General features: G+C 40.4%; 22 protein-coding genes and 4 tRNA genes. 13 read left to right on the forward strand and 13 right to left on the reverse strand.

Annotation, left to right across the window (positions count from 1 at the left end):
* Positions 1-227: 227 nt before the first annotated feature.
* On the reverse strand, positions 228-1,007 hold the full coding sequence (locus AC1DYB_RS11420; protein ID WP_477434972.1) for a DUF5995 family protein: 780 nt from the start codon (positions 1,005-1,007) through the stop codon (positions 228-230).
* A 214-nt stretch (positions 1,008-1,221) separates the two neighbouring features.
* Between AC1DYB_RS11420 and AC1DYB_RS11425 the strand changes: the two genes are divergently transcribed.
* Entirely contained in the window at positions 1,222-1,590 is a 369-nt protein-coding gene (locus tag AC1DYB_RS11425) for a SnoaL-like domain-containing protein (protein WP_477434974.1), read from the forward strand.
* Between the two features lie 50 nt (positions 1,591-1,640).
* On the opposite strand, the gene AC1DYB_RS11430 is transcribed toward AC1DYB_RS11425, so the two are convergent.
* From AC1DYB_RS11430 to AC1DYB_RS11445, 4 genes are all read right to left on the reverse strand, one after another.
* Complete coding sequence (locus AC1DYB_RS11430; protein ID WP_295711175.1) at positions 1,641-1,919, reverse strand: hypothetical protein; 279 nt, start codon at positions 1,917-1,919, stop codon at positions 1,641-1,643.
* 62 nt (positions 1,920-1,981) lie between these two features.
* Positions 1,982-2,917: an alpha/beta hydrolase gene (locus tag AC1DYB_RS11435; RefSeq protein ID WP_477434976.1), complete on the reverse strand. Its 936-nt coding sequence runs from the start codon at positions 2,915-2,917 to the stop codon at positions 1,982-1,984.
* A gap of 98 nt (positions 2,918-3,015) precedes the next feature.
* Positions 3,016-3,099, reverse strand: a tRNA-Leu gene (locus tag AC1DYB_RS11440).
* 95 nt (positions 3,100-3,194) lie between these two features.
* Positions 3,195-3,278 (reverse strand) — tRNA-Leu (locus tag AC1DYB_RS11445).
* A gap of 140 nt (positions 3,279-3,418) precedes the next feature.
* Between AC1DYB_RS11445 and AC1DYB_RS11450 the strand changes: the two genes are divergently transcribed.
* The 3 genes from AC1DYB_RS11450 to AC1DYB_RS11460 all read left to right on the forward strand — a co-directional run bounded on the left by AC1DYB_RS11450 (position 3,419) and on the right by AC1DYB_RS11460 (position 4,803).
* Positions 3,419-4,429 carry a WD40/YVTN/BNR-like repeat-containing protein gene (locus tag AC1DYB_RS11450; RefSeq protein ID WP_477434978.1) on the forward strand — a complete coding sequence of 337 codons (1,011 nt, stop codon included), beginning with the start codon at positions 3,419-3,421 and terminating at the stop codon, positions 4,427-4,429.
* A gap of 133 nt (positions 4,430-4,562) precedes the next feature.
* Positions 4,563-4,635: transfer RNA gene (locus AC1DYB_RS11455), tRNA-Lys, on the forward strand.
* Positions 4,636-4,730: 95 nt separating this feature from the next.
* Positions 4,731-4,803 (forward strand) — tRNA-Lys (locus AC1DYB_RS11460).
* Between the two features lie 204 nt (positions 4,804-5,007).
* On the opposite strand, the gene AC1DYB_RS11465 is transcribed toward AC1DYB_RS11460, so the two are convergent.
* Genes AC1DYB_RS11465 through AC1DYB_RS11475 form a run of 3 tightly spaced genes read right to left on the reverse strand, consistent with a single transcriptional unit; the run spans position 5,008 to position 6,510 of the window.
* Positions 5,008-5,958 (reverse strand): HipA domain-containing protein, encoded by a 951-nt coding sequence (locus AC1DYB_RS11465; protein WP_477434980.1) that lies wholly within the window; start codon positions 5,956-5,958, stop codon positions 5,008-5,010.
* On the reverse strand, positions 5,951-6,283 hold the full coding sequence (locus AC1DYB_RS11470) for a HipA N-terminal domain-containing protein (protein ID WP_477434982.1): 333 nt from the start codon (positions 6,281-6,283) through the stop codon (positions 5,951-5,953). The genes AC1DYB_RS11465 and AC1DYB_RS11470 overlap by 8 nt, the downstream gene beginning before the upstream one ends.
* Positions 6,280-6,510 (reverse strand): helix-turn-helix domain-containing protein, encoded by a 231-nt coding sequence (locus AC1DYB_RS11475; RefSeq protein WP_477392403.1) that lies wholly within the window; start codon positions 6,508-6,510, stop codon positions 6,280-6,282. Before AC1DYB_RS11475 ends, AC1DYB_RS11470 begins: the two co-directional genes overlap by 4 nt.
* A gap of 380 nt (positions 6,511-6,890) precedes the next feature.
* Here AC1DYB_RS11475 and AC1DYB_RS11480 point away from each other — a divergent pair, with 380 nt between their 5' ends.
* The 4 genes from AC1DYB_RS11480 to AC1DYB_RS11495 all read left to right on the forward strand — a co-directional run bounded on the left by AC1DYB_RS11480 (position 6,891) and on the right by AC1DYB_RS11495 (position 10,305).
* On the forward strand, positions 6,891-7,682 hold the full coding sequence (locus AC1DYB_RS11480; protein ID WP_477434984.1) for a hypothetical protein: 792 nt from the start codon (positions 6,891-6,893) through the stop codon (positions 7,680-7,682).
* Between the two features lie 23 nt (positions 7,683-7,705).
* Complete coding sequence (locus tag AC1DYB_RS11485; protein ID WP_295711168.1) at positions 7,706-8,305, forward strand: hypothetical protein; 600 nt, start codon at positions 7,706-7,708, stop codon at positions 8,303-8,305.
* A 362-nt stretch (positions 8,306-8,667) separates the two neighbouring features.
* A complete protein-coding gene (locus AC1DYB_RS11490) occupies positions 8,668-9,279 on the forward strand; it encodes a TetR/AcrR family transcriptional regulator (RefSeq protein ID WP_477434986.1) in 612 nt (203 codons plus the stop codon).
* A gap of 156 nt (positions 9,280-9,435) precedes the next feature.
* The gene (locus AC1DYB_RS11495; protein WP_477434988.1) at positions 9,436-10,305 is read left to right on the forward strand and encodes an NmrA family NAD(P)-binding protein; all 870 of its coding nucleotides are present in this window, start codon (positions 9,436-9,438) and stop codon (positions 10,303-10,305) included.
* A 94-nt stretch (positions 10,306-10,399) separates the two neighbouring features.
* Here the strand turns inward: AC1DYB_RS11495 and AC1DYB_RS11500 are convergent, their stop codons facing one another.
* The 5 genes from AC1DYB_RS11500 to AC1DYB_RS11520 form a co-directional block, all read right to left on the reverse strand.
* Positions 10,400-10,762, reverse strand: coding sequence for a nuclear transport factor 2 family protein (locus AC1DYB_RS11500; RefSeq protein ID WP_477434990.1), 363 nt, complete (start codon positions 10,760-10,762; stop codon positions 10,400-10,402).
* Between the two features lie 116 nt (positions 10,763-10,878).
* Positions 10,879-11,964 (reverse strand): fatty acid desaturase, encoded by a 1,086-nt coding sequence (locus tag AC1DYB_RS11505; RefSeq protein WP_477434992.1) that lies wholly within the window; start codon positions 11,962-11,964, stop codon positions 10,879-10,881.
* A 48-nt stretch (positions 11,965-12,012) separates the two neighbouring features.
* On the reverse strand, positions 12,013-12,336 hold the full coding sequence (locus tag AC1DYB_RS11510; protein ID WP_477434994.1) for a hypothetical protein: 324 nt from the start codon (positions 12,334-12,336) through the stop codon (positions 12,013-12,015).
* Between the two features lies 1 nt (position 12,337).
* Positions 12,338-12,475 (reverse strand): hypothetical protein, encoded by a 138-nt coding sequence (locus AC1DYB_RS11515; RefSeq protein WP_477434996.1) that lies wholly within the window; start codon positions 12,473-12,475, stop codon positions 12,338-12,340.
* Between the two features lie 64 nt (positions 12,476-12,539).
* Positions 12,540-13,271: an acyl-CoA desaturase gene (locus tag AC1DYB_RS11520; RefSeq protein WP_477434998.1), complete on the reverse strand. Its 732-nt coding sequence runs from the start codon at positions 13,269-13,271 to the stop codon at positions 12,540-12,542.
* A 544-nt stretch (positions 13,272-13,815) separates the two neighbouring features.
* Between AC1DYB_RS11520 and AC1DYB_RS11525 the strand changes: the two genes are divergently transcribed.
* From AC1DYB_RS11525 to AC1DYB_RS11545, 5 genes are read left to right on the forward strand one after another with little or no spacing between them, the layout of a single operon-like run.
* The gene (locus tag AC1DYB_RS11525; RefSeq protein WP_477435000.1) at positions 13,816-14,178 is read left to right on the forward strand and encodes a transmembrane 220 family protein; all 363 of its coding nucleotides are present in this window, start codon (positions 13,816-13,818) and stop codon (positions 14,176-14,178) included.
* Positions 14,179-14,186: 8 nt separating this feature from the next.
* Positions 14,187-14,906, forward strand: coding sequence for an EboA domain-containing protein (locus tag AC1DYB_RS11530; RefSeq protein WP_477435002.1), 720 nt, complete (start codon positions 14,187-14,189; stop codon positions 14,904-14,906).
* 35 nt (positions 14,907-14,941) lie between these two features.
* Complete coding sequence (locus AC1DYB_RS11535; protein ID WP_295711148.1) at positions 14,942-15,925, forward strand: TatD family hydrolase; 984 nt, start codon at positions 14,942-14,944, stop codon at positions 15,923-15,925.
* 5 nt (positions 15,926-15,930) lie between these two features.
* Positions 15,931-16,818, forward strand: coding sequence for a UbiA-like protein EboC (gene eboC, locus AC1DYB_RS11540; RefSeq protein WP_477435004.1), 888 nt, complete (start codon positions 15,931-15,933; stop codon positions 16,816-16,818).
* Between the two features lie 34 nt (positions 16,819-16,852).
* A complete protein-coding gene (locus tag AC1DYB_RS11545) occupies positions 16,853-18,016 on the forward strand; it encodes a 3-dehydroquinate synthase (protein WP_477435006.1) in 1,164 nt (387 codons plus the stop codon).
* Positions 18,017-18,021 lie beyond the last annotated feature (5 nt).

Below are 18,021 nucleotides of genomic sequence, written 5' to 3' on the forward strand. Positions count from 1 at the left end.
CTTCGTAAGTCTTTCGCCGCTTGTCATTTCTACCTTTAGAGTTTTCCAAATTTCATCAACTACCTATGATTTTTTTTGCAAAAAAACTTTTTGTCATCCTGAACGATAGTGAAGGATCTATTATTCGCCCTGTAAGTCTGAGAATAGGTCCTTCAAATCACTCAGGATGACAAATCTTTTAAAACATCCTTGCTTATTTAAATTCGTTTTCTAAACCACCTTCACCATTAATTCACCTTGAGATAAGTTTTTTTGTAGGTATTCAATACCTCGGTGATCTTTGAGGGGTTTCTCCACTCAAACAGGTGGATTAGCCACATGGTACAGCGCAACAGGCCCACAGGCTTCGCGATGCCAATGCCCAGTTTGTTTATGTCATCGTCGCGTTTGGCTATCAGGTTAAGATAATCCTGGTCTTTCCGGGTAAAAAGGTCTTCGGCAAAGCACCAGGCGCCGTCCCTGGCATTGCCAAGTGCAAACTGAATGAGTATAGAATTATTTTGGGCATGTAAACCCGCCAGCGATAAAAGCGGTGATACCTGGTTAAGCTCGTTGATCACCTCATAGGTAAGGGCAGAAAGTATGGTATTGATGGCATTAAAATCCTTATGAATCAAACTTAGCGGCTGATTAAGGGCATTTGCTACCTCCACAACCGCAATGCCCAGGTCGAGGTTAATATGTGCGTTCATACCTGCCAGTAAATGCTGCAGCACCACCTTTGATGATTTGTTAAAGATGCCGAAGGCCAGCAGCCAGGAGGCAGAGGGTTGCTGCTTTTGCTGCCATTGCTTATAAGCAGTAATATAACGGCTTGCAAACGTCACGTCAAGTTGTTCCATACGGGCAGCGTTTTCAAATTCACCGGCCAGGATGCCTTCCTTTACCCGGCAGGTAACCTTGTGGTATAAGGCGGCAAAATACCCGGCCCGGTTACTGGTTGCAATTGAATCGGTTATGATGGCCTCTAAATCGGTGATGATCTGATCAATGCTAACGGCATTCATAGGTTTATTTTATGGATAAGAAAAGGTTAATTATTGCACATGTAATATACCATTATAAAACAATTACAGTCAAGAGGTTATAGCTTAAATTTGGGGCAAGCAGGTGGGGTAATGAGCGCCAAAGAAACTTAACTTAAATTTAAAATACCTGACGGTGTTGTTTTTGTAATTATGAATAACTTTATACTAACAATAACCAATTAAAAACAATAAAATGAACACACAAGAAGTAGCTGAAAAATTAGTGCAGTTTTGCCGTGAAGGCAAAAATTTAGATGCCATACATGAACTGTATGCCGATGATGTGGTAAGCCATGAACCAAAGGGCTCGCAGATGGAGCTTTCTGAGGGTAAAGAGGCAGCATTGGCCAAAAATCAGCAATGGTATGATATGGTTGAAGAGATTCACAGCGGTGAAGTATCAGATCCTATTGTGAGTGGTAATTTCTTTTCGTGCACAATGGATATGGATGTTACCTATAAAGGGCATGGCCGCAGCATGATGAGCGAAGTTTGCGTTTATGAAGTTAAAGATGGTAAAATTGTTGCCGAGAATTTTTTCTACAACTTGCCTCAGCAATAAAACAATATAAAATGAATAAAGCCCCGGGAATTCCCGGGGCTTTATTCATTTTATGGACGTGGCGGCAAGGGCGGACGTGGCGGCCTTGGTAAGCCCGGTGGATGTGGTGGTGGCGGCGGAAGTTTGATATGCAGTGTTCCGCTGCGGTGCCGGCGATAACGCCTGTGATGCCTTCTGAATGGATTAGGTGGCCGTGGCGGTGGTGGCGGTAGCCTGATCTGTAAAACAGATGCTTCCGCAACGGCTGGCAATTCCTCGGCAGATATTTCCAAAGCTTGCAAGCTAAAAATAGCTACTGTAGCAATTGTGACTATCCTGGTTAATTTCATGGTGTATAATTAGTTTGTTTTAAGCATTTTTCAATACAATAACCTTAAAGGTTGGCAATTGTTTACTCCTGTTTCTTAAATAATATATCGTAATAAAAATCCGCGGCAAATTGGGCGGCTTCCAGCCATCTTTTTTGTGTTGGGTTACCAACCCCAAACAACGGATTAAAATGTTTTTGCAGTTCGTGACCAAAACCATCAAAAGCTTTTATTCCGTTTGGGATTTTTAACTCATTGGCCTTTTCATGAACAGATATACTGCCATACATGCCCGTATCAGTTTGAGCAGGTTTTACAATATGGTCATTTGAACCATAAGCACTCACGATGGGCACCCGTGCGTTTTTTAACCAGCGGATATCAAAGATACCTCCCCAAAAATTGATGATGCCGGCAATCCGCGCCCTGTCATCGGGTTTTAATGTGGCCGTTGAATCTGCCACGCCGGTACGCCTGGAAAGTTCTGCATTGCTGCTGTAGGCGGCCTGCAATGCTATAATTGCCCCGGCCGAATTGCCGGCCACGATAATTTTGTTGGGATCAATATTATATTCGGTATGGTGCTGTTTAAAATATTCAATGGCGGTTTTCGCGTCTTGTACGGCGTAGTAGCAGCTTTTTTGCAGTTCATTAAAATGAAATGCCGGGTTCTTTTTACTTAACCGATAGTTGATAGCCGCGCAAACATAACCACGCTGGGCAAAATCCCTGCTCCAGATTTGTATGCCCTGAGCTGTTTTTGAACCATACTTAAAACCTCCGCCATGCATCCATATAATTAATGGGCGTGCCCTGGAATGATCGCCTTTTGGCTCATAGAGATCAAACAGGTACGATTCTTTATCGGCAAGTGGAGCAAGAGGGCTATAACTCAGATTTTGCTTAAGATCAACATTAGGGAAAACGTGATCTTTATATTGATGAGCCGGCTGGATTTGGGCTTTTACGGTAAGCGCCGTAACTAAAATAATTAATGTAAATATGGATGGTTTTTGCATCAGGTAGTATTTGCTGTATATACGTTACAACTAACATTTCCAGATGTTTGCCAGGCTTTTTAATTATGGCCTGCGAGGGGGATTTTGAATTTTTTTAGTGCCCAGAACGAGATTCGAACTCGTACATCCTTACGAATACCACCCCCTCAAGATGGTGCGTCTACCAATTTCGCCACCTGGGCAGTTACTAAAAAAGATCTGAGATGTTAGATTTGAGAGGTGAGACACAAAATTTTATCAAATCTCATGTCTCAGATCTCTTATCTTAAAAAAGGCGTGCCCGAAGAGAGACTCGAACTCTCAAGAGACAATTCTCAACGGCTTCTGAGACCGCAACGTTTACCAATTTCGCCATCCGGGCCTGTTGTTTTATTAACAAGCGTGCAAATATAATCGTTTCTATCAAAAAGCATTATAATAAATATAAAAATCCATAGGTTGTTGTTACTTGACTTGTTTACAATTAATTTAGGAACCATATTCATATTTACACTCAAATTAATGAAACGTTTTTATCGGCTAATATTCAGTACTTTACTCCTTTTGCCCTTGTTGTCATCGGCGCAAACTATAACTATTTTGCAACAGGATAAGCCCACAAGTATTCGGGGATTATCTGTGGTAAATGATAAAATAGCCTGGATTAGCGGCAGCAAAGGGCATATAGCCACCACTAATGATGGCGGAACAACCTGGAACTGGCAGCAGGTGAAAGGCTACGAAAAGGCAGATTTTAGGGATATTGAAGCATTTAACGATAAGGAAGCCGTAATCATGAGCTCGGGTACGCCGGCCCTGGTTTTAAAAACCGTTGATGGTGGTAAAACCTGGCAGGAAAAATGCCGCAAAACTGATAGTGTTTACTTTTTTGATGCCATGGATTTTGCCGATGCCAAACACGGCTATATTTTGGGCGACCCGATAAAAGATAAATTCCTGCTGATGGAAACCACAGATGGCGGCGAAACCTGGGCCGAATTGAAAACCGCACCCGATGCCTTACCCGGAGAAGCGGCATTTGCGGCAAGCGGTACTTGCTTAAGGGTGAATAACGGGTTTGTCTATATCGTTTCGGGCGGAAAAAACAGCAGTTTGATCTCGTTGAAGCCAACAGGAAAAGAATGGGAATATACTAATTTGCCAATAACCCAGGGCAAGCAAAGCGAAGGTGCATTTTCTATAGCATTGGGAAAAAATGAAGGGATCATAGTTGGCGGCGATTATGCAAATGGGAAAAAATTAGATTCGGTTGCTACTATTTACAAGGTTCGTCCTTCCCTGCAGTTTGTTAGCCCACAGACTGCACCCGCAGGCTTTCAATCGGGAGTTGAATACATTAATAGCGGCACTTTCCTATCTACAGGTACAACAGGAAGTAACCTTACAATAGATGGGGGAGCCAATTGGAAGCAATTTGATACCACAAGTTTTAACGTTTGCCGCAAAGCTAAGCACGGAAAATTGGTTTTATTGGCTGGAGACAAGGGTAAAATAGCCATTTTTAAAATGTAGTTTATTGGCAACTAATGGCTTAACAAATACTTTACAATTAATTGCAAATAGCACTTGCACCGTATTATTAATCGCCCTATATTTGCACCACTTTAAACGGAAACGGTAACATTATCGAAAAAGTTGAAAGTTTGATTCCGTAGCTCAGCTGGTAGAGCATAACACTTTTAATGTTGGGGTCCTGGGTTCGAATCCCAGCGGGATCACGAAAAGCCTTTGAGAGAAGGCTTTTCTTTTTAAAAATTACAATTGAATCTCTTTAAACAGAAACAGCAGCATTGTTGGAGAAGTTGAAAAGTCTGATTCCGTAGCTCAGCTGGTAGAGCATAACACTTTTAATGTTGGGGTCCTGGGTTCGAATCCCAGCGGGATCACAAAAAAGCCTCACAACTGTGGGGCTTTTTTCGGTTAATGCCTTATAATTATGGATCAAGCGGAAATTTGGGGATCAGTCCGATAATTTGGGGGATGAAGAAATAAGTATTTATTTTGTGGGATAATAAAAGCATACGACTATAGCAAACTCTCCACGTTTTTATGCAAGCTCCAAACGGCGCAATATTCCCGCATATTATTATTTAATTAAGGATTGTATATCTTTTATCCATTACAATCTTATACCCATCAACCATTTCTTGTGATAAAAATGAATTATCAAGCCAGGAAAATGCCTTTTCCTTATTTTTTAGAAAATTAGTATAGGTGTTTTGTATTTGCTTTTCAGTTAAGCCAAGCCCGATACCAAATCTTTGAAAATGCTCCGGTCTGAAATTGCTTTTCTTTCCTTCAAGGGTTAACGCCAATTCATCTTCGTCTTTAGGATTAGCTATAGTTACATTTAAAAGATCATAGGCTGGCGATAAATTCCAGCCACCTTTGCTATTAAATATGGAGAAATTTTTCAGGTGCATATCATTATTACCAATCAAATAGCTGAATAATGCTAATTCAAAAAAATAAAATTGATCAAGTAATGTACTACTTGAGTAGGCTGTAATCGCTTTTCCTATACGCTCCATAGAACTTTTGTATTTATCAAAAGCTTCCAATATTTGAAACATATCGATCATATGTATTTTTTCACCGTCTATAGTTCGGTCTATTCTTTTAGTGATATAAGCAAGTTCGCCAGAGGCCAGTCTGATTAAACTTGATGGAACAGTCCGTATCCCAAATGCGTCTTCGGCTATTCGCATAGTCACATGTTCGTTTGCCGGCATTTCAGGGTAATGCGTAGATGGTGGTTTTAAAATGTAATTACCACCTAACGCACCAACAACAGTAAGCCTGCCACGCGGACCATTTGCCATGGCATCCTTAACAATCGTCAGTGATAATTTGGGTTGCACGCCTGGAACCGCTATGCTACGTTCTATTACGTTTTTAGCCAGATCTGTCATTTGGTCCATGGTATAACTAAACTCCGGTGGTGTTTTGATTCCAAAAAATTTCAAGCTACAACGTTCATGATAGTCGCCGTCTTCCTGCTCATTAAGCGGCTGGTAGCAATATAAACACTTCCTACTCATTTTCTTTCTCCGTTGGTATAACGCTTACGGCTCCGATACAATTCCGGCAGCAGGCTAATAAAAGCCCCATACGGTCATTTGTGTTAATTTTCCAACTGGTTATGGCGATATCTAATAACCAGCCTTCAGGTATAAGGCCTTCGAAAAAAGCAAACAACCTTTTGTCAGTATACACCTTGTCACTAACCGGCATAGTAAATGTAATAAACTGCCCGGGGTATGTTTTTATGTATTCGGGCAGGTATCGAAATTCATATAATCCGTCATCGGTTTCGGTCAATTTCCCGGCCTCTACTTCTTTATAAAATATGCTCGCCTCTCTCATGGTTGCAAGTTTTTATCTGCCTGTAAAAGCTCCCGACTATTAATTGGTGCCAGCTCGTGACCAAACATTTTTAGTACTTGATTTGCTTTTTCTAAATTTAAGTTACCCTTACCTTGTTCTATTTTCCTGATGACTGTTAATGCAACACCTGCCTTTAAAGCGAAGTCTTCTTGTGTTAGCCTTGCTTCTTTTCGCTTTTGTTTAACAAAATTCGCTAAAGTCTCCATATTTGATTAATTATATGTAAATGCATATAGTTAATCAAATATAATGTTTTTTATATGCAATTACATATAATTTTTTATTTTCAACTTAGCTATATGCAATTACATATAATTATTGGATTTTATTAAAATTATATGTAATTGCATATAATTACATATATCGAAATAAGGGAGCTTAACGTAGAATTTTTACAAGGATCATGGAGCATAATCTTGCAGGGATCACTTTCAAAAAAATCAGTAAATGTGGGGCTTTTGCCTATAATTATCTACAATCTGTTGATTTTACGTTTTGCAATAATCAATTTAAATACTTAGCTTTAAGTGTCTTATATCAGTGTGGCTTATCTTTATCTTTATTGACAATATATAAATGTTTATTTATGAAAAAGGTTTTGTACTTGCTCTGTTTCCTTATTGCACTTACGGTTACTAATACCGCCTCGTCGCAAGGATTTTTTAAGAAGATCAAAGACAAGGTGAATAAAACTGTAGATAAAGCAGTAGATAAGGAAGTAGACAAAAAGGTCGGCATTCCTCCTGAAACCGGATCGGGCAATAGTAACTCCGGCACATCCGGTAACCCCTCCAATAAAGGCGGTGGCGGATTAAGTAATACCACTCCGCCTGATGTAAAAGCGCAAATGGCAGAAGCCGAAACAGCCCATGCGGCTAAGAATTACAGCGATGCCCGGTATTCGTTACAGCAGGCACTCATGGGGGTAGAGCTTCAATTGGGGCGGCAGATTCTCAAATCTTTACCCGCTTCGGTAGTAGCTTTAAAAGTAGATACACTACAGGACATAGTAATGAGTACCCAATGGGGCTGGAGTAACCTGAACATTCACCGGGTGTGGAAAAACAACGCTGATAAACAGTTGACAATTACTATTGGAAATGCAGGGATCTATGCAGGTTTAGCTGCTTTATATTTTTCAAATGCCGGTATGATTGAAGCCAATGGCGCTAAACAGAATTTTAAACAGGTGAGAGTTAAAGGCAACAAGGCAATCATTCAATACGAAGACAGTAAGGGATATACATTGATAGTGTCCATTGGCCAAGCTTCCATGATTGTTTGGGAGTGTATCAACTTTGCCAACGAGCAGGAAGTGATGACTGCCGCTAATACTTTTGATATTGACGGAATAAAAAAGATGCTTGGGGAACAATAATTTTAATCTCAACATAAAAATTCATGAAGGCTTTTATAACATTAATCGCAGTCATCGCCTTTGTAAGTACTGGCGTTGCACAGGATTTCACTAAAGCAATGAGCACTGCTAAAACTGCCTACGGTGCAGGCAAACTGGAAGATACACATTTTGCGCTACAGCAAGCCATGCAGGAAGTTGACCTGGTAATTGGTAAGGAGGTTTTAAAATTATTGCCACCTAAAATGGATGCAATGGAAATTATTGCAAGGGAAGATAATGTTGCTTCCAATGTTGGTTACGTTGGCGCTACTATACACCGCTCTTATGAGAAAAGCGGGAGGAAAGCCGATATTTCTATCATTAGTAATTCCCCTTTGGTTGCTATGACGAATACGGTATTAAATACACCTCTTTTAGGTGGAATGATGAGTGATGGTAAGAGCAAAACTGTAAAAGTACAAGGTTATAAAGCAAGGCTTGAAAAACAGGCGGGTAGCACCAATGACAAAAATGATTACGAGTTACAGATACCTTTGGGAAGTGCTTTAATTACTTTTAAGGTAGATGATTGCACAGATACACAAATACTGGAATTTGCAGAAACAATTCCATTGCAAAAGATAGCTAAGTTGATTCAATAGTTTACGGTATTAAAAGGTCCTTGTACTTTTCAATACTAATTTTAATATATGCCCTTAAACCAAAACGGGGCAGAGCTTGAAAAACGGGAAGTATTTTTTTCAACTTTTTAAGAACAACTTGGTCACGAAAATGGGCCTTTTCTGTTTAAAATGCATTTTTGATCGCTCCGGCAAAGGGTAAACAACATTCGGATCAATCCGAGAAAGCCAGCAAAATTTAACCTTTCCTTCTCGACTTAACCGGTAAAACCCACCTATTTGTTATTCCAAAGTCATATAACGGGCAAAATAACGAAAATTGCTAATTAGCTGTTCTTTTTTCGAACAGTGTTCTATATCTTTGTGCTGTATTAATTAACAAGATGTCAATAGCAATCAGAAAAGTCAAGGAAAAAGAGGAGATGCGTAAGCTGATCCTCGACGGTGCCCGAAGAGTTTTTTTGGAAAAAGGCTATGAAATGGCAAGTATCCGCAACATAGCGGAAGCAATTAATTACAGCCCCAGCAGCATCTATTTTTATTTCAAAGAAAAAGGCGAAATATTTCACGAACTGCATGAGGAAGGTTTCAGATTGCTTTTGTCAGAGCTGCAGGCGTTTGAACATAATGAAGACCCATTTGAACGTTTGAAAGCAATGGGATACGCATTTTTAGACTTTGCAATTAATAACAGGGATTTTTATAACCTGATGTTCATAGTAGATGAACCGTTGAAAAAGAAATCAGAGACCGATCCCTGGCGCATGGGGGTAAAGACACTAAATTATCTCATTGATGTGATAAAAATTTGTATGGAGAATGGCCATTTTAAAGGCATGGATGCCGAAGACCTGGCATTTACATTCCTTTCTTCACTTCATGGCATATGCGCCCTTTTTTGTAAAGACAGAACGAGCACATTTAAAGGCAAAACCTCAGAGGAGTTGATGAAAAAAGGCTATGAAAATTTAATTTACATGATGGAAAAAATCTGATTTTTTTTACAATAATTTCGAACACTGTTCTATTTTAAATCATTGTTCTTTTTTATATATAATATGTTCATTACAAATTAGATACCTGGAAACAAAAAGAAAATAAGGACTAAATAATCACTAACAAATAATTAAAAAACATAAATAAATAATATCATGAATACTAAAGTTTTGGTTACAGGCGCCACTGGCGCAACAGGAAGCAGCGTTATAGAAAAATTATTGGAGCTGAACATACCGGTCAGAGCGCTGGTTCACAAAATAGATGAGCGTACCGCACATTTAACAGAGCAAGGGGTAGAAATTGTGGAGGGAGATCTTTCAAATTTTAATTCTGTAAGTGCGGCGTTAAAGGGTATTGGCAGCGCTTATTACATGTACCCTATCCAGGTAGATGGGTTGGTAGAAGGAACTGCTTATTTTGCCCAGGCTGCAGTTGATGAAGGTTTAACACATATCGTCAATATGTCGCAGGTGGCCGCCCGTAGGGACGCGAAGAGCAATGCATCTCAAAACCATTGGATAGCAGAAAGATTGCTTGACCGTACCGGCATTCCTGTTACTCACGTACGCCCGACCTTTTTTGCGGAGTGGCTGAAATATTTTGCTAAAGAAATTAAGGAAAACAACCGCATTGTGCTTCCTTTCGGTGAGGCCCGTTATGCGCCTATTGCAGGGGAAGATTCCGGAAGGGTTATTGCATCTATCCTGGCTAACCCGGAAGGCCACGCCGGTAAAATTTATCCTTTGTACGGTTCTACAGAACTTACCCAATATGAAATAGCCGAAATATTATCTGGGGAACTTGGCCGGAAGATCACCTATGTAGCTGCTGATATTGATAAGTTTGCTGAGTTGATGAAGGCGAGATATACCCCATATTTTATACAGCATGTTGAATCGGTTGCACAGGACAGCCGGGACGGTGTATTTTCCGGAACAAATGATTTTGTAGAAAAAATATCCGGTTCAAAGCCATTGCATATTGTCGACTATATCCGTAAAAATATTGAACTATTTAAATGATCAATTTAAATTCGGAAAAAGCACTTTTGGGTTCTTTGCCCCAAAATAACAGATCATCGCAAATTAATTCGAATCAAGCTAACTGGTGCCTCATTTAATCCTGGGCACCGGTTGGTTTCTTTACCCCATAGGTGATCATTTTTTTGACTTTTCCGTTCAGTAGTTCATAGATATCGCAATAATACATATCAAATACCTTTCCGTCACGGTTCTGGCATTGCACTTCGCCGCTTACGGATGCTTGGTCGCCGTCAATCAAAAAGTGATCCTGAGTGCAGGTGATCACTTTGATCTCCGGATTCTTAGAAAAAAAATGGCCGATGTTTTCCTTACCCGATATGACATCATCACCTAATATATGCCACTCCACATCATCGGCCATATATTTTAATATCGTTTCGTCATCATTATCATTAAAAGCTTTAGTGATAGTCTCTATAATTTGCCTGTTTTCCATACCTGTATATTTTAAAGATCCATATACAAATATAGTATTGGCATAAAGTAAACCGGGTACCATTAAGCGACATTGTACAGGGCTGTAGGCGACAAATTATGCTGATTGCCCGATCGTCAATCACCTATCTTTATCGGATCATAACAACTTATTGGCTGCTCCATTTTATTTGCATTTTTATTGTTTAAATAAGGCAGATAATATTGCTGATAAAATTGCTTTTTAGCATCCTTGTAATGGCTCACGGCACCAAGCATACTCATTAGCTTAATGTAATACCAGGCAAAATCTATCTGAAAGGGTTTAAAACCACTCCTGGCGCTCTTTGGAAACAGATGATGATTGTTATGCCACTCGCCGGCTACAATACCCGGCCATAGCTGGTTAATTGATTTGTCTTTCTGGTTATAGTCTGTACCCTCATGCTGTTTCTCTTTACCTTTTGCATGCCCTTCGTAGTTAAACGTACGTACTCCAACTGCCCAAAAGCCGGCGGCGCCAAATAAACTACAAGCCAGCGCATGCCCGCCTACCAGGTAAAATACCACATACCAGAAAGACCAGTTTAATATCCATGACATAACCGCGCGCCAGGGATTTACATAAGAGCCCCAGTGCTGATATTGCACATAAGTATTTGCTTTAACACCTGTATGTTTCATTAATCGTTTTACCCGGTTGTAATCACCCTCACTTAAATATTTGGCAATCGGCTGGTGGTTAACATCGGCTAAAAAGCAATATAAAAACCCGGCCTGGGCATTATAAGGGTCGCCGGGCTGATCAGATTTGGAATGATGCACATGATGCGATATCACGTAGATCTCTTCGGGGATAACATTTAAAGTGAGATTCTGCGTAACAAAACGCCAGAATTTGTTGGTAAAAGCATAAGCGCCATGCGTGCAATAGCGGTGGTGCCAGATGGTGCCATGTGTGCCCATGATAATCATTCCATAAATAAAGGCCGCCAGTATGGTCCACCAGGTTAAAAAATAAATGATGAAGAGCACAAAAAAAGGAATAAGGCATAAAACTTTTAGCCAACTAAAAAATGGCAACCAGTTTTTACGGTTTGCAATTGGGTTTAATCTCGAGAAAAACTCGGTTAATATTTGTAGTACAGTCGGCTTTATCAAAGCTCCCTGTTCGTCCTTCCAACCATAGGAAGGCATTTGCAGTACGTAATCTAAAAAGGGCATCGGCTAAAAAATTAAAGGTAATCGGCACGTATAAAAATGGGTGACTATTTAAGATCGTTGCCTGTTTGGATTAAAGGCAATGAGGTATTGTAAGTTGTTTTTAATGATCGTATCAGTATTCAAAGTGTTTTCAACGTTGGCATGTACAATGGTTGATCTTTTTTTGACCAATCCGTACAATTCTGCCAATTGCTCGGGTAAAACTTTTATAGAAACGGTTGGAAAATATTTCTTTTCCATAGCTAATTTTTCATCATTTGTGGCTAAGCTAACCTCCCATGTTTCTTCTGTTTTAAACCAATGTTCTTTGGCGCTATTGCCCAGGTCAAACAAAAACATGCTGGCCTGTAAATCAACTGTCTTTCCGGCCATGTTAGTGGTGTTTTTTATTGGTGGATACAACCTCGGTTTTATATTCCGGGGATTTGCCCGCCTGGTAATTAGATATCTCCTTTTTACCGTTTAAGCTTGGTGTTTTTTTGATGGCTTTACTGCCTTTATCTTTACTCATTGTTTTGTTGTTTAATATCAGTGGCTCATCAGCAAATGCAGGTTTAATAGCCAATGTGTAAAATTTAATACGCTTTCCGCAGTTTAATAATTCGCATCCAGTGCATCAGTTTCATAACCGGGTATACCGGATCTATCTCAAACCATTTTTTGCCAAAGTTGGCGCTATTGGGGTGTTTGTGGTGATTGTTTTGAAACAGTTCGCCCAGCATCAGGAAGTCGAAAGGTGTGGTGTTTTTTGATTTATCCTTGTTGTCGAAATTAGTGTAGCCATATTTGTGCCCGCACCAGTTTACAATGGCGCCATGGATGGGTCCCATTAAAAAATGAATAGGCAACAGTAGAAACATCCACCAATGGTCGGCAAAAAATATATAGAAGCAAGTATATGCTGCGCCAAATAACAGTCGGGATAGTATCGAAGACCCCATCCGGTCTATTAACGGCCATTCGGGGTAGTTACCGGCAAAGCGGGCTTCCGGGTCTTTTGTTCTTTGCATATGATCGCCAAATGTTTTAAAGGTAGCCTTTGTCATTTGGAAAATGTCTGTAAAAAAATGTGGCGAGTGCGGGTCCTTTTCCGTGTCGCTATAGGCATGGTGTTCCCGGTGCATTAAGGCATAAGCCCTGGGGTTTAAAAAGGATGCACCTTCAAACAAGTAGGCCATAATGTAAAATACACGTTCCCAGAATTTATTGGTTGTGAACATCCGGTGCGAAGCATAGCGGTGTTGGAAGAAGGTTTGGAAAAACAGGGATAAAAACCAGTGCGCAATAAAGAAAATCAGGATCGGCATAAAAAAAAGTATTAATAGCAATTACAATAAAATAGATACATGGTTACCCCTTTTAAGGAATCATGCATTTTAGATGGGGTGGAAACAGATGAAGTTTTGCTCTCTGTGGCCTGAATCTGCCTGATGAGATACAAGCTTGAAATTTAAGATGCGCTTGAGATCAACGGGTAAAATGTTGTGGTATTAAACCAGAAACTGCAGGTACTTTGTAGTATAATTAAAAATACTATAATATAATAACTGATGATTAAACAATTTGTTACGCTGTTTGCAATATTTATTTTGGTATGATTTGAGGCTGGGTGATAACAAAGGATAGGGGGACAGCATCCTAGCCTAATCATTTCTCAGATTGTTTAAGAATATTTTAATGACCGCTTGTGCACAAAAAGTTACGGTTTGCGAACAAAGATTTAATGGATTATGGTAAATTTCCTGTTAATAATGCACAATTGGATTTCTGGAATAGTTTTATTCTTTAAATTGGCTGGCTGTTAACAAGCAATTACAAATTGCTGTTATCGGCCCAATAATCTAAATTAATATGCTTGTTGTTTTAAATGTAATTTTTGTGGTTTCGTTTTTGGCTTTTGCCTATGTAAACCTGAATGATGTTGACTGGTACTTATGGGTGCCCATATACCTGAGTGCTACCATATGTTGTGGCCTGGCCGCCATGGGTAAATTTTATCCGCTTGTTGATATTTTGCTTATAGCCTTTTACCTGGTTTACGCGGTTATACTTTTTTTTCAGAAAGATGGTGTACGCGACTGGATAACCAAATACAATAAACCCAGCCTGGTTGAAAGCATGCAGGCAACCAAGCCATACATTGAAAAAACAAGGGAATTTTTTGGTTTACTTATTATTGCGGGGGCATTGCTCATTAATTACTTTGCAGCTTAACAAAAGTTATGGTTACTTACAATACAGAGGAATTAAACGCGGTAATTGCTGACATAACGAAAAATAATATCACTGCCGAGGCCTGGACCTGGCTTAATGCGGATAGTAATACCAGTAGCAATTTGGCTTTAAATACCGCCTTTGCAATTATACCGCGTAAAACGGGCAAAGCAGTTGTAAGGGTAGCTCATGAGCAGGAAGAGTTATTAAAATCCATCAGGCCGGGCTTTGCAATCGATAACTGGACGGCAGACAGGCTGAGCAGGGTTTGGTTGTTGATGAGGTATAAGGATGTTGACGAAGGCCGTTATTTTAAGGCGATTGAAAACCTTTTTTCGGCAGCCGAAATGAATGAACAGGTTGCATTATACACCGCCCTGCCTGTACTGCAGTACCCTAAATTATGGGTTAAACGCTGTGCCGAGGGGATCAGGAGTAACATAGGTACGGTGCTGGAGGCTATTATGTACAATAATCCTTATCCGGCAGAGAACCTGGAGGAAGCGGCATGGAACCAAATGGTTTTAAAAGCCTTTTTTACAGAAAAACAAGTGAACAAGTTATTCGGTTTGGATAACAGGGCAAACCAGGAGCTTGCCCGTATATTAATTGATTATGCTAAAGAACGCCAGGCAGCCAACCGTAAAGTTGAGGATATGCTTTGGTACATTGTTGGCAAATTTGTTAACGATGAACAATTGGATGGTATGAAACAAGGGAAGTTTTAGCAGTAATAAATCGTTGATCATAAAAAATTAAAAAAATGTGTTGCAGTCATAATCCAGAAGAGAGAAGTTTACCCGCTGAACAATCAACAGAGGCGTTTGATATAGGTGTAATAAAGGGCATGAAGTTTTTTGATCCGCATGTGCACATGACTTCACGCACTACCGATGACTACCAGGCTATGGCCGATGCCGGCATAGTGGCGCTTATAGAGCCTTCCTTTTGGCTGGGCCAGCCGCGTACCGGGGTAGATAGCTTTAAAGATTATTACAGCAGCCTGGTTGGCTGGGAAAGGTTTCGTTCATCGCAATTTGGAATAAAGCATTACTGTACTATAGGGCTTAACTCAAGAGAAGCTAATAACGAACCATTGGCCGAGCAGGTAATGGAAATGCTACCCCTGTTTATGTATAAAGATGGTGTGGTTGGTATTGGCGAAATAGGGTTTGACGATCAAACCGCTGCCGAAGAAAAATATTATCGTTTGCAGCTTGAACTGGCTAAAGCCGCTGGTTTACCGGTACAGGTTCATACTCCACACCGCGATAAAAAACGCGGAACGCAGCGCAGTATGGATATTGCCATTGAACATGGGCTTGCCCCGGATATGGTAATTATTGACCATAACAACGAGGAAACTGTAAAGGAAGTACTTGACAGGGGCTTTTGGACAGCCTTTACTATTTACCCCTTTACCAAAATGGGTAACCAGCGCATGGTGGAAATTACAAAGCAATATGGCCCCGAACGGATCATGGTTAATTCTGCCGCCGATTGGGGTATCAGTGATCCGCTGGCTGTTCCAAAAACCGCGGCTTTAATGAAGCTTAACGGAATAAGTGATGCGGATATTGAACTGGTTACCTATCGCAACGCCATAACAGCGTTTGCACAAAGCGGGCAAATCAACGAGGCAGATTTTATTGCAACCATTGATCAAAGCGCCAGGTTTGAAGGAAATAGCATCTTACGTGGTGGTCAGCAGCCGCGCATCAATAAGTCTTCAATTATTATTAGCTAAGCGCATTGGAAAAAATAATTGTTTACTTGCGTATGATGAGGCCGGCCAATGTAGTAACCTCGGTTGCCGATGTGCTGGCGGGTGCGGCCATAGCCGGAGCTTTTTCTGAAGTTGCCTACAAAGGGTATTTGCAAAGTGTTTTAATGCTTTGTTTTTCAACAGCTTGCCTGTATGGCGGCGGCATAGTTTTTAATGATGTTTTTGATGCCGACCTGGATAGGGTTGAACGCCCGGAGCGTGCCATACCAAGCGGCAGGGTTAGCTTGCGGCAAGCGGCAATATTTGGTAGTATACTGTTACTGGCGGGCATTATAAGCGCGGGCATGGTTAGCCTGGTATCTGCTTTATTGGCAACAGCCATCAGCTTTTTTGCGCTGTTGTATAATAAGATAGGTAAGCATCATCCTTTTTTTGGTCCGCTGAACATGGGTTTTTGCCGGGGCTTAAATTTACTTTTAGGGGTGAGCATAATAACAAGCGCACTGCCACAATGGTACTTTTTGGCAATTGTGCCCATTATTTATATCTTTTCAATCACCATGATTAGCCGGGGCGAAGTGCATGGTGGTAACAAACGTAATTTATACATCGCGGCGCTTTTATATGTTATAGTGGCAGGTTTAATATTCTGGTTTTCCTATCTTAATAAAAATATGCTTTTATCTGGCATTATCATGATCCCGTTTTTGCGGATGATATTTAAGCCGCTGTTTAAGGCAATTCAGGATCCGATAGGTAAAAATATAGGCAAGGCAGTAAAAGCCGGCGTTATTTCATTGATATTGATGGATGCGGCATGGGCGGCAACATTCAGTACTATTTACGCGGCATTGATCATAGCCTGTTTATTGCCATTATCTATCTGGCTGGCAAAGATTTTTGCCGTTACGTAATTACATTTATTAAAAAACGTTCTTTAGTTTATACATGAAGCATTTATCCCAATCTTTTACTGTGAAGTTTGAGTACCAGGTTTACTTTACAACCGGTATTTTTAATATAACCAATATCCTTTTTAACGATTTTTTATTGAGCGCCGGCACACCGGCGTCATTGCGGAAAATACTTTTTGTGGCCGATAAGGGTGTTATAGATGCACATCCAAATTTAATAAACGAAATAAAAAATTACTTTTCCATTTACCCTACAGTTCAACTCATTCCTGATATTTTAATAGTAACCGGGGGCGAGGATGTTAAAAATGATGTGGCTCACTTTAACCAGGTTGTTGAAGCGGTAAATACTTATGGTATTGACAGGCACTCTTATATAGCGGCTATTGGCGGCGGTTCGGTGCTTGATATGGTGGGTTATGCTGCCGCGGTATCTCATCGCGGCATTAAACATATCCGCATACCCACTACGGTATTATCGCAAAATGACTCAGGCATTGGGGTGAAAAATGGGATTAACTTTTTTTCGAAGAAAAACTTTTTAGGGACATTTATGCCTCCGGTTGCTGTTTTTAATGATGAAAAGTTTTTAGAAACCCTCAGCGACCGCGATTGGCGCTCAGGAATGTCAGAAGCGGTTAAGGTTGCATTATTGAAAGATGCAGAGTTTTTTAATTGGATAGAGCATAATGCCGGTACTTTGGTTCAACGCGATAGAGCGACAATGAATTACCTGATCTGGAAGTGCGCGCAACTCCATATGGAGCATATTGCCGGTACAGATCCTTTTGAAAGCGGTTCTTCCCGGCCACTTGATTTTGGACATTGGAGCGCTCATAAACTGGAATACCTGAGCAATTTTGAAGTGCGCCACGGCGAGGCAGTAGCCATGGGCATTGCCCTTGATACCGTTTATTCCGAACTTTCGGGCCGTTTATCAGCTGCAGATAGCAAAAGAATTGTACAAACTTTGCTAAACCTTGGCTTTGATGTTTCGCATCCCTTGTTGCAGGTTGATAAAGAGGATAGCCCAATATTGGCCGGTTTGGAAGAATTTCGCGAGCATTTGGGTGGCCAGCTAACCATTATGCTTCTTAACTCAATTGGCGAAGGCGAAGAAGTACATGAAATTGATGCCGCTTTATTAAAGCAAGCCGCTAAAAAGCTGGGTGAATTGCAACAACATCAATTGCAATAATTTGA

The sequence above is a fragment of the Mucilaginibacter sp. P2_A4 genome (genome assembly GCF_056405015.1).

Bases quoted from the DNA above. Each gene is read 5' to 3' on its own strand.
- AC1DYB_RS11515 (WP_477434996.1), bottom strand. From the start codon at position 12,475: ATGAGTAAAGATAAAGGCAGTAAAGCCATCAAAAAAACACCAAGCTTA.
- AC1DYB_RS11510 (WP_477434994.1), bottom strand. From the start codon at position 12,336: ATGGCCGGAAAGACAGTTGATTTACAGGCCAGCATGTTTTTGTTTGAC.
- AC1DYB_RS11430 (WP_295711175.1), bottom strand. From the start codon at position 1,919: ATGAAATTAACCAGGATAGTCACAATTGCTACAGTAGCTATTTTTAGC.
- AC1DYB_RS11480 (WP_477434984.1), top strand. From the start codon at position 6,891: ATGAAAAAGGTTTTGTACTTGCTCTGTTTCCTTATTGCACTTACGGTT.
- AC1DYB_RS11470 (WP_477434982.1), bottom strand. From the start codon at position 6,283: ATGAGAGAGGCGAGCATATTTTATAAAGAAGTAGAGGCCGGGAAATTG.
- AC1DYB_RS11495 (WP_477434988.1), top strand. From the start codon at position 9,436: ATGAATACTAAAGTTTTGGTTACAGGCGCCACTGGCGCAACAGGAAGC.
- AC1DYB_RS11545 (WP_477435006.1), top strand. From the start codon at position 16,853: ATGAAGCATTTATCCCAATCTTTTACTGTGAAGTTTGAGTACCAGGTT.
- AC1DYB_RS11520 (WP_477434998.1), bottom strand. From the start codon at position 13,271: ATGCCGATCCTGATTTTCTTTATTGCGCACTGGTTTTTATCCCTGTTT.
- AC1DYB_RS11485 (WP_295711168.1), top strand. From the start codon at position 7,706: ATGAAGGCTTTTATAACATTAATCGCAGTCATCGCCTTTGTAAGTACT.
- AC1DYB_RS11535 (WP_295711148.1), top strand. From the start codon at position 14,942: ATGTGTTGCAGTCATAATCCAGAAGAGAGAAGTTTACCCGCTGAACAA.
- AC1DYB_RS11530 (WP_477435002.1), top strand. From the start codon at position 14,187: ATGGTTACTTACAATACAGAGGAATTAAACGCGGTAATTGCTGACATA.
- AC1DYB_RS11490 (WP_477434986.1), top strand. From the start codon at position 8,668: ATGTCAATAGCAATCAGAAAAGTCAAGGAAAAAGAGGAGATGCGTAAG.
- AC1DYB_RS11500 (WP_477434990.1), bottom strand. From the start codon at position 10,762: ATGGAAAACAGGCAAATTATAGAGACTATCACTAAAGCTTTTAATGAT.
- AC1DYB_RS11450 (WP_477434978.1), top strand. From the start codon at position 3,419: ATGAAACGTTTTTATCGGCTAATATTCAGTACTTTACTCCTTTTGCCC.
- AC1DYB_RS11475 (WP_477392403.1), bottom strand. From the start codon at position 6,510: ATGGAGACTTTAGCGAATTTTGTTAAACAAAAGCGAAAAGAAGCAAGG.
- AC1DYB_RS11425 (WP_477434974.1), top strand. From the start codon at position 1,222: ATGAACACACAAGAAGTAGCTGAAAAATTAGTGCAGTTTTGCCGTGAA.
- AC1DYB_RS11505 (WP_477434992.1), bottom strand. From the start codon at position 11,964: ATGCCCTTTTTAGATTACGTACTGCAAATGCCTTCCTATGGTTGGAAG.
- AC1DYB_RS11525 (WP_477435000.1), top strand. From the start codon at position 13,816: ATGCTTGTTGTTTTAAATGTAATTTTTGTGGTTTCGTTTTTGGCTTTT.
- AC1DYB_RS11465 (WP_477434980.1), bottom strand. From the start codon at position 5,958: ATGAGTAGGAAGTGTTTATATTGCTACCAGCCGCTTAATGAGCAGGAA.
- AC1DYB_RS11435 (WP_477434976.1), bottom strand. From the start codon at position 2,917: ATGCAAAAACCATCCATATTTACATTAATTATTTTAGTTACGGCGCTT.
- AC1DYB_RS11420 (WP_477434972.1), bottom strand. From the start codon at position 1,007: ATGAATGCCGTTAGCATTGATCAGATCATCACCGATTTAGAGGCCATC.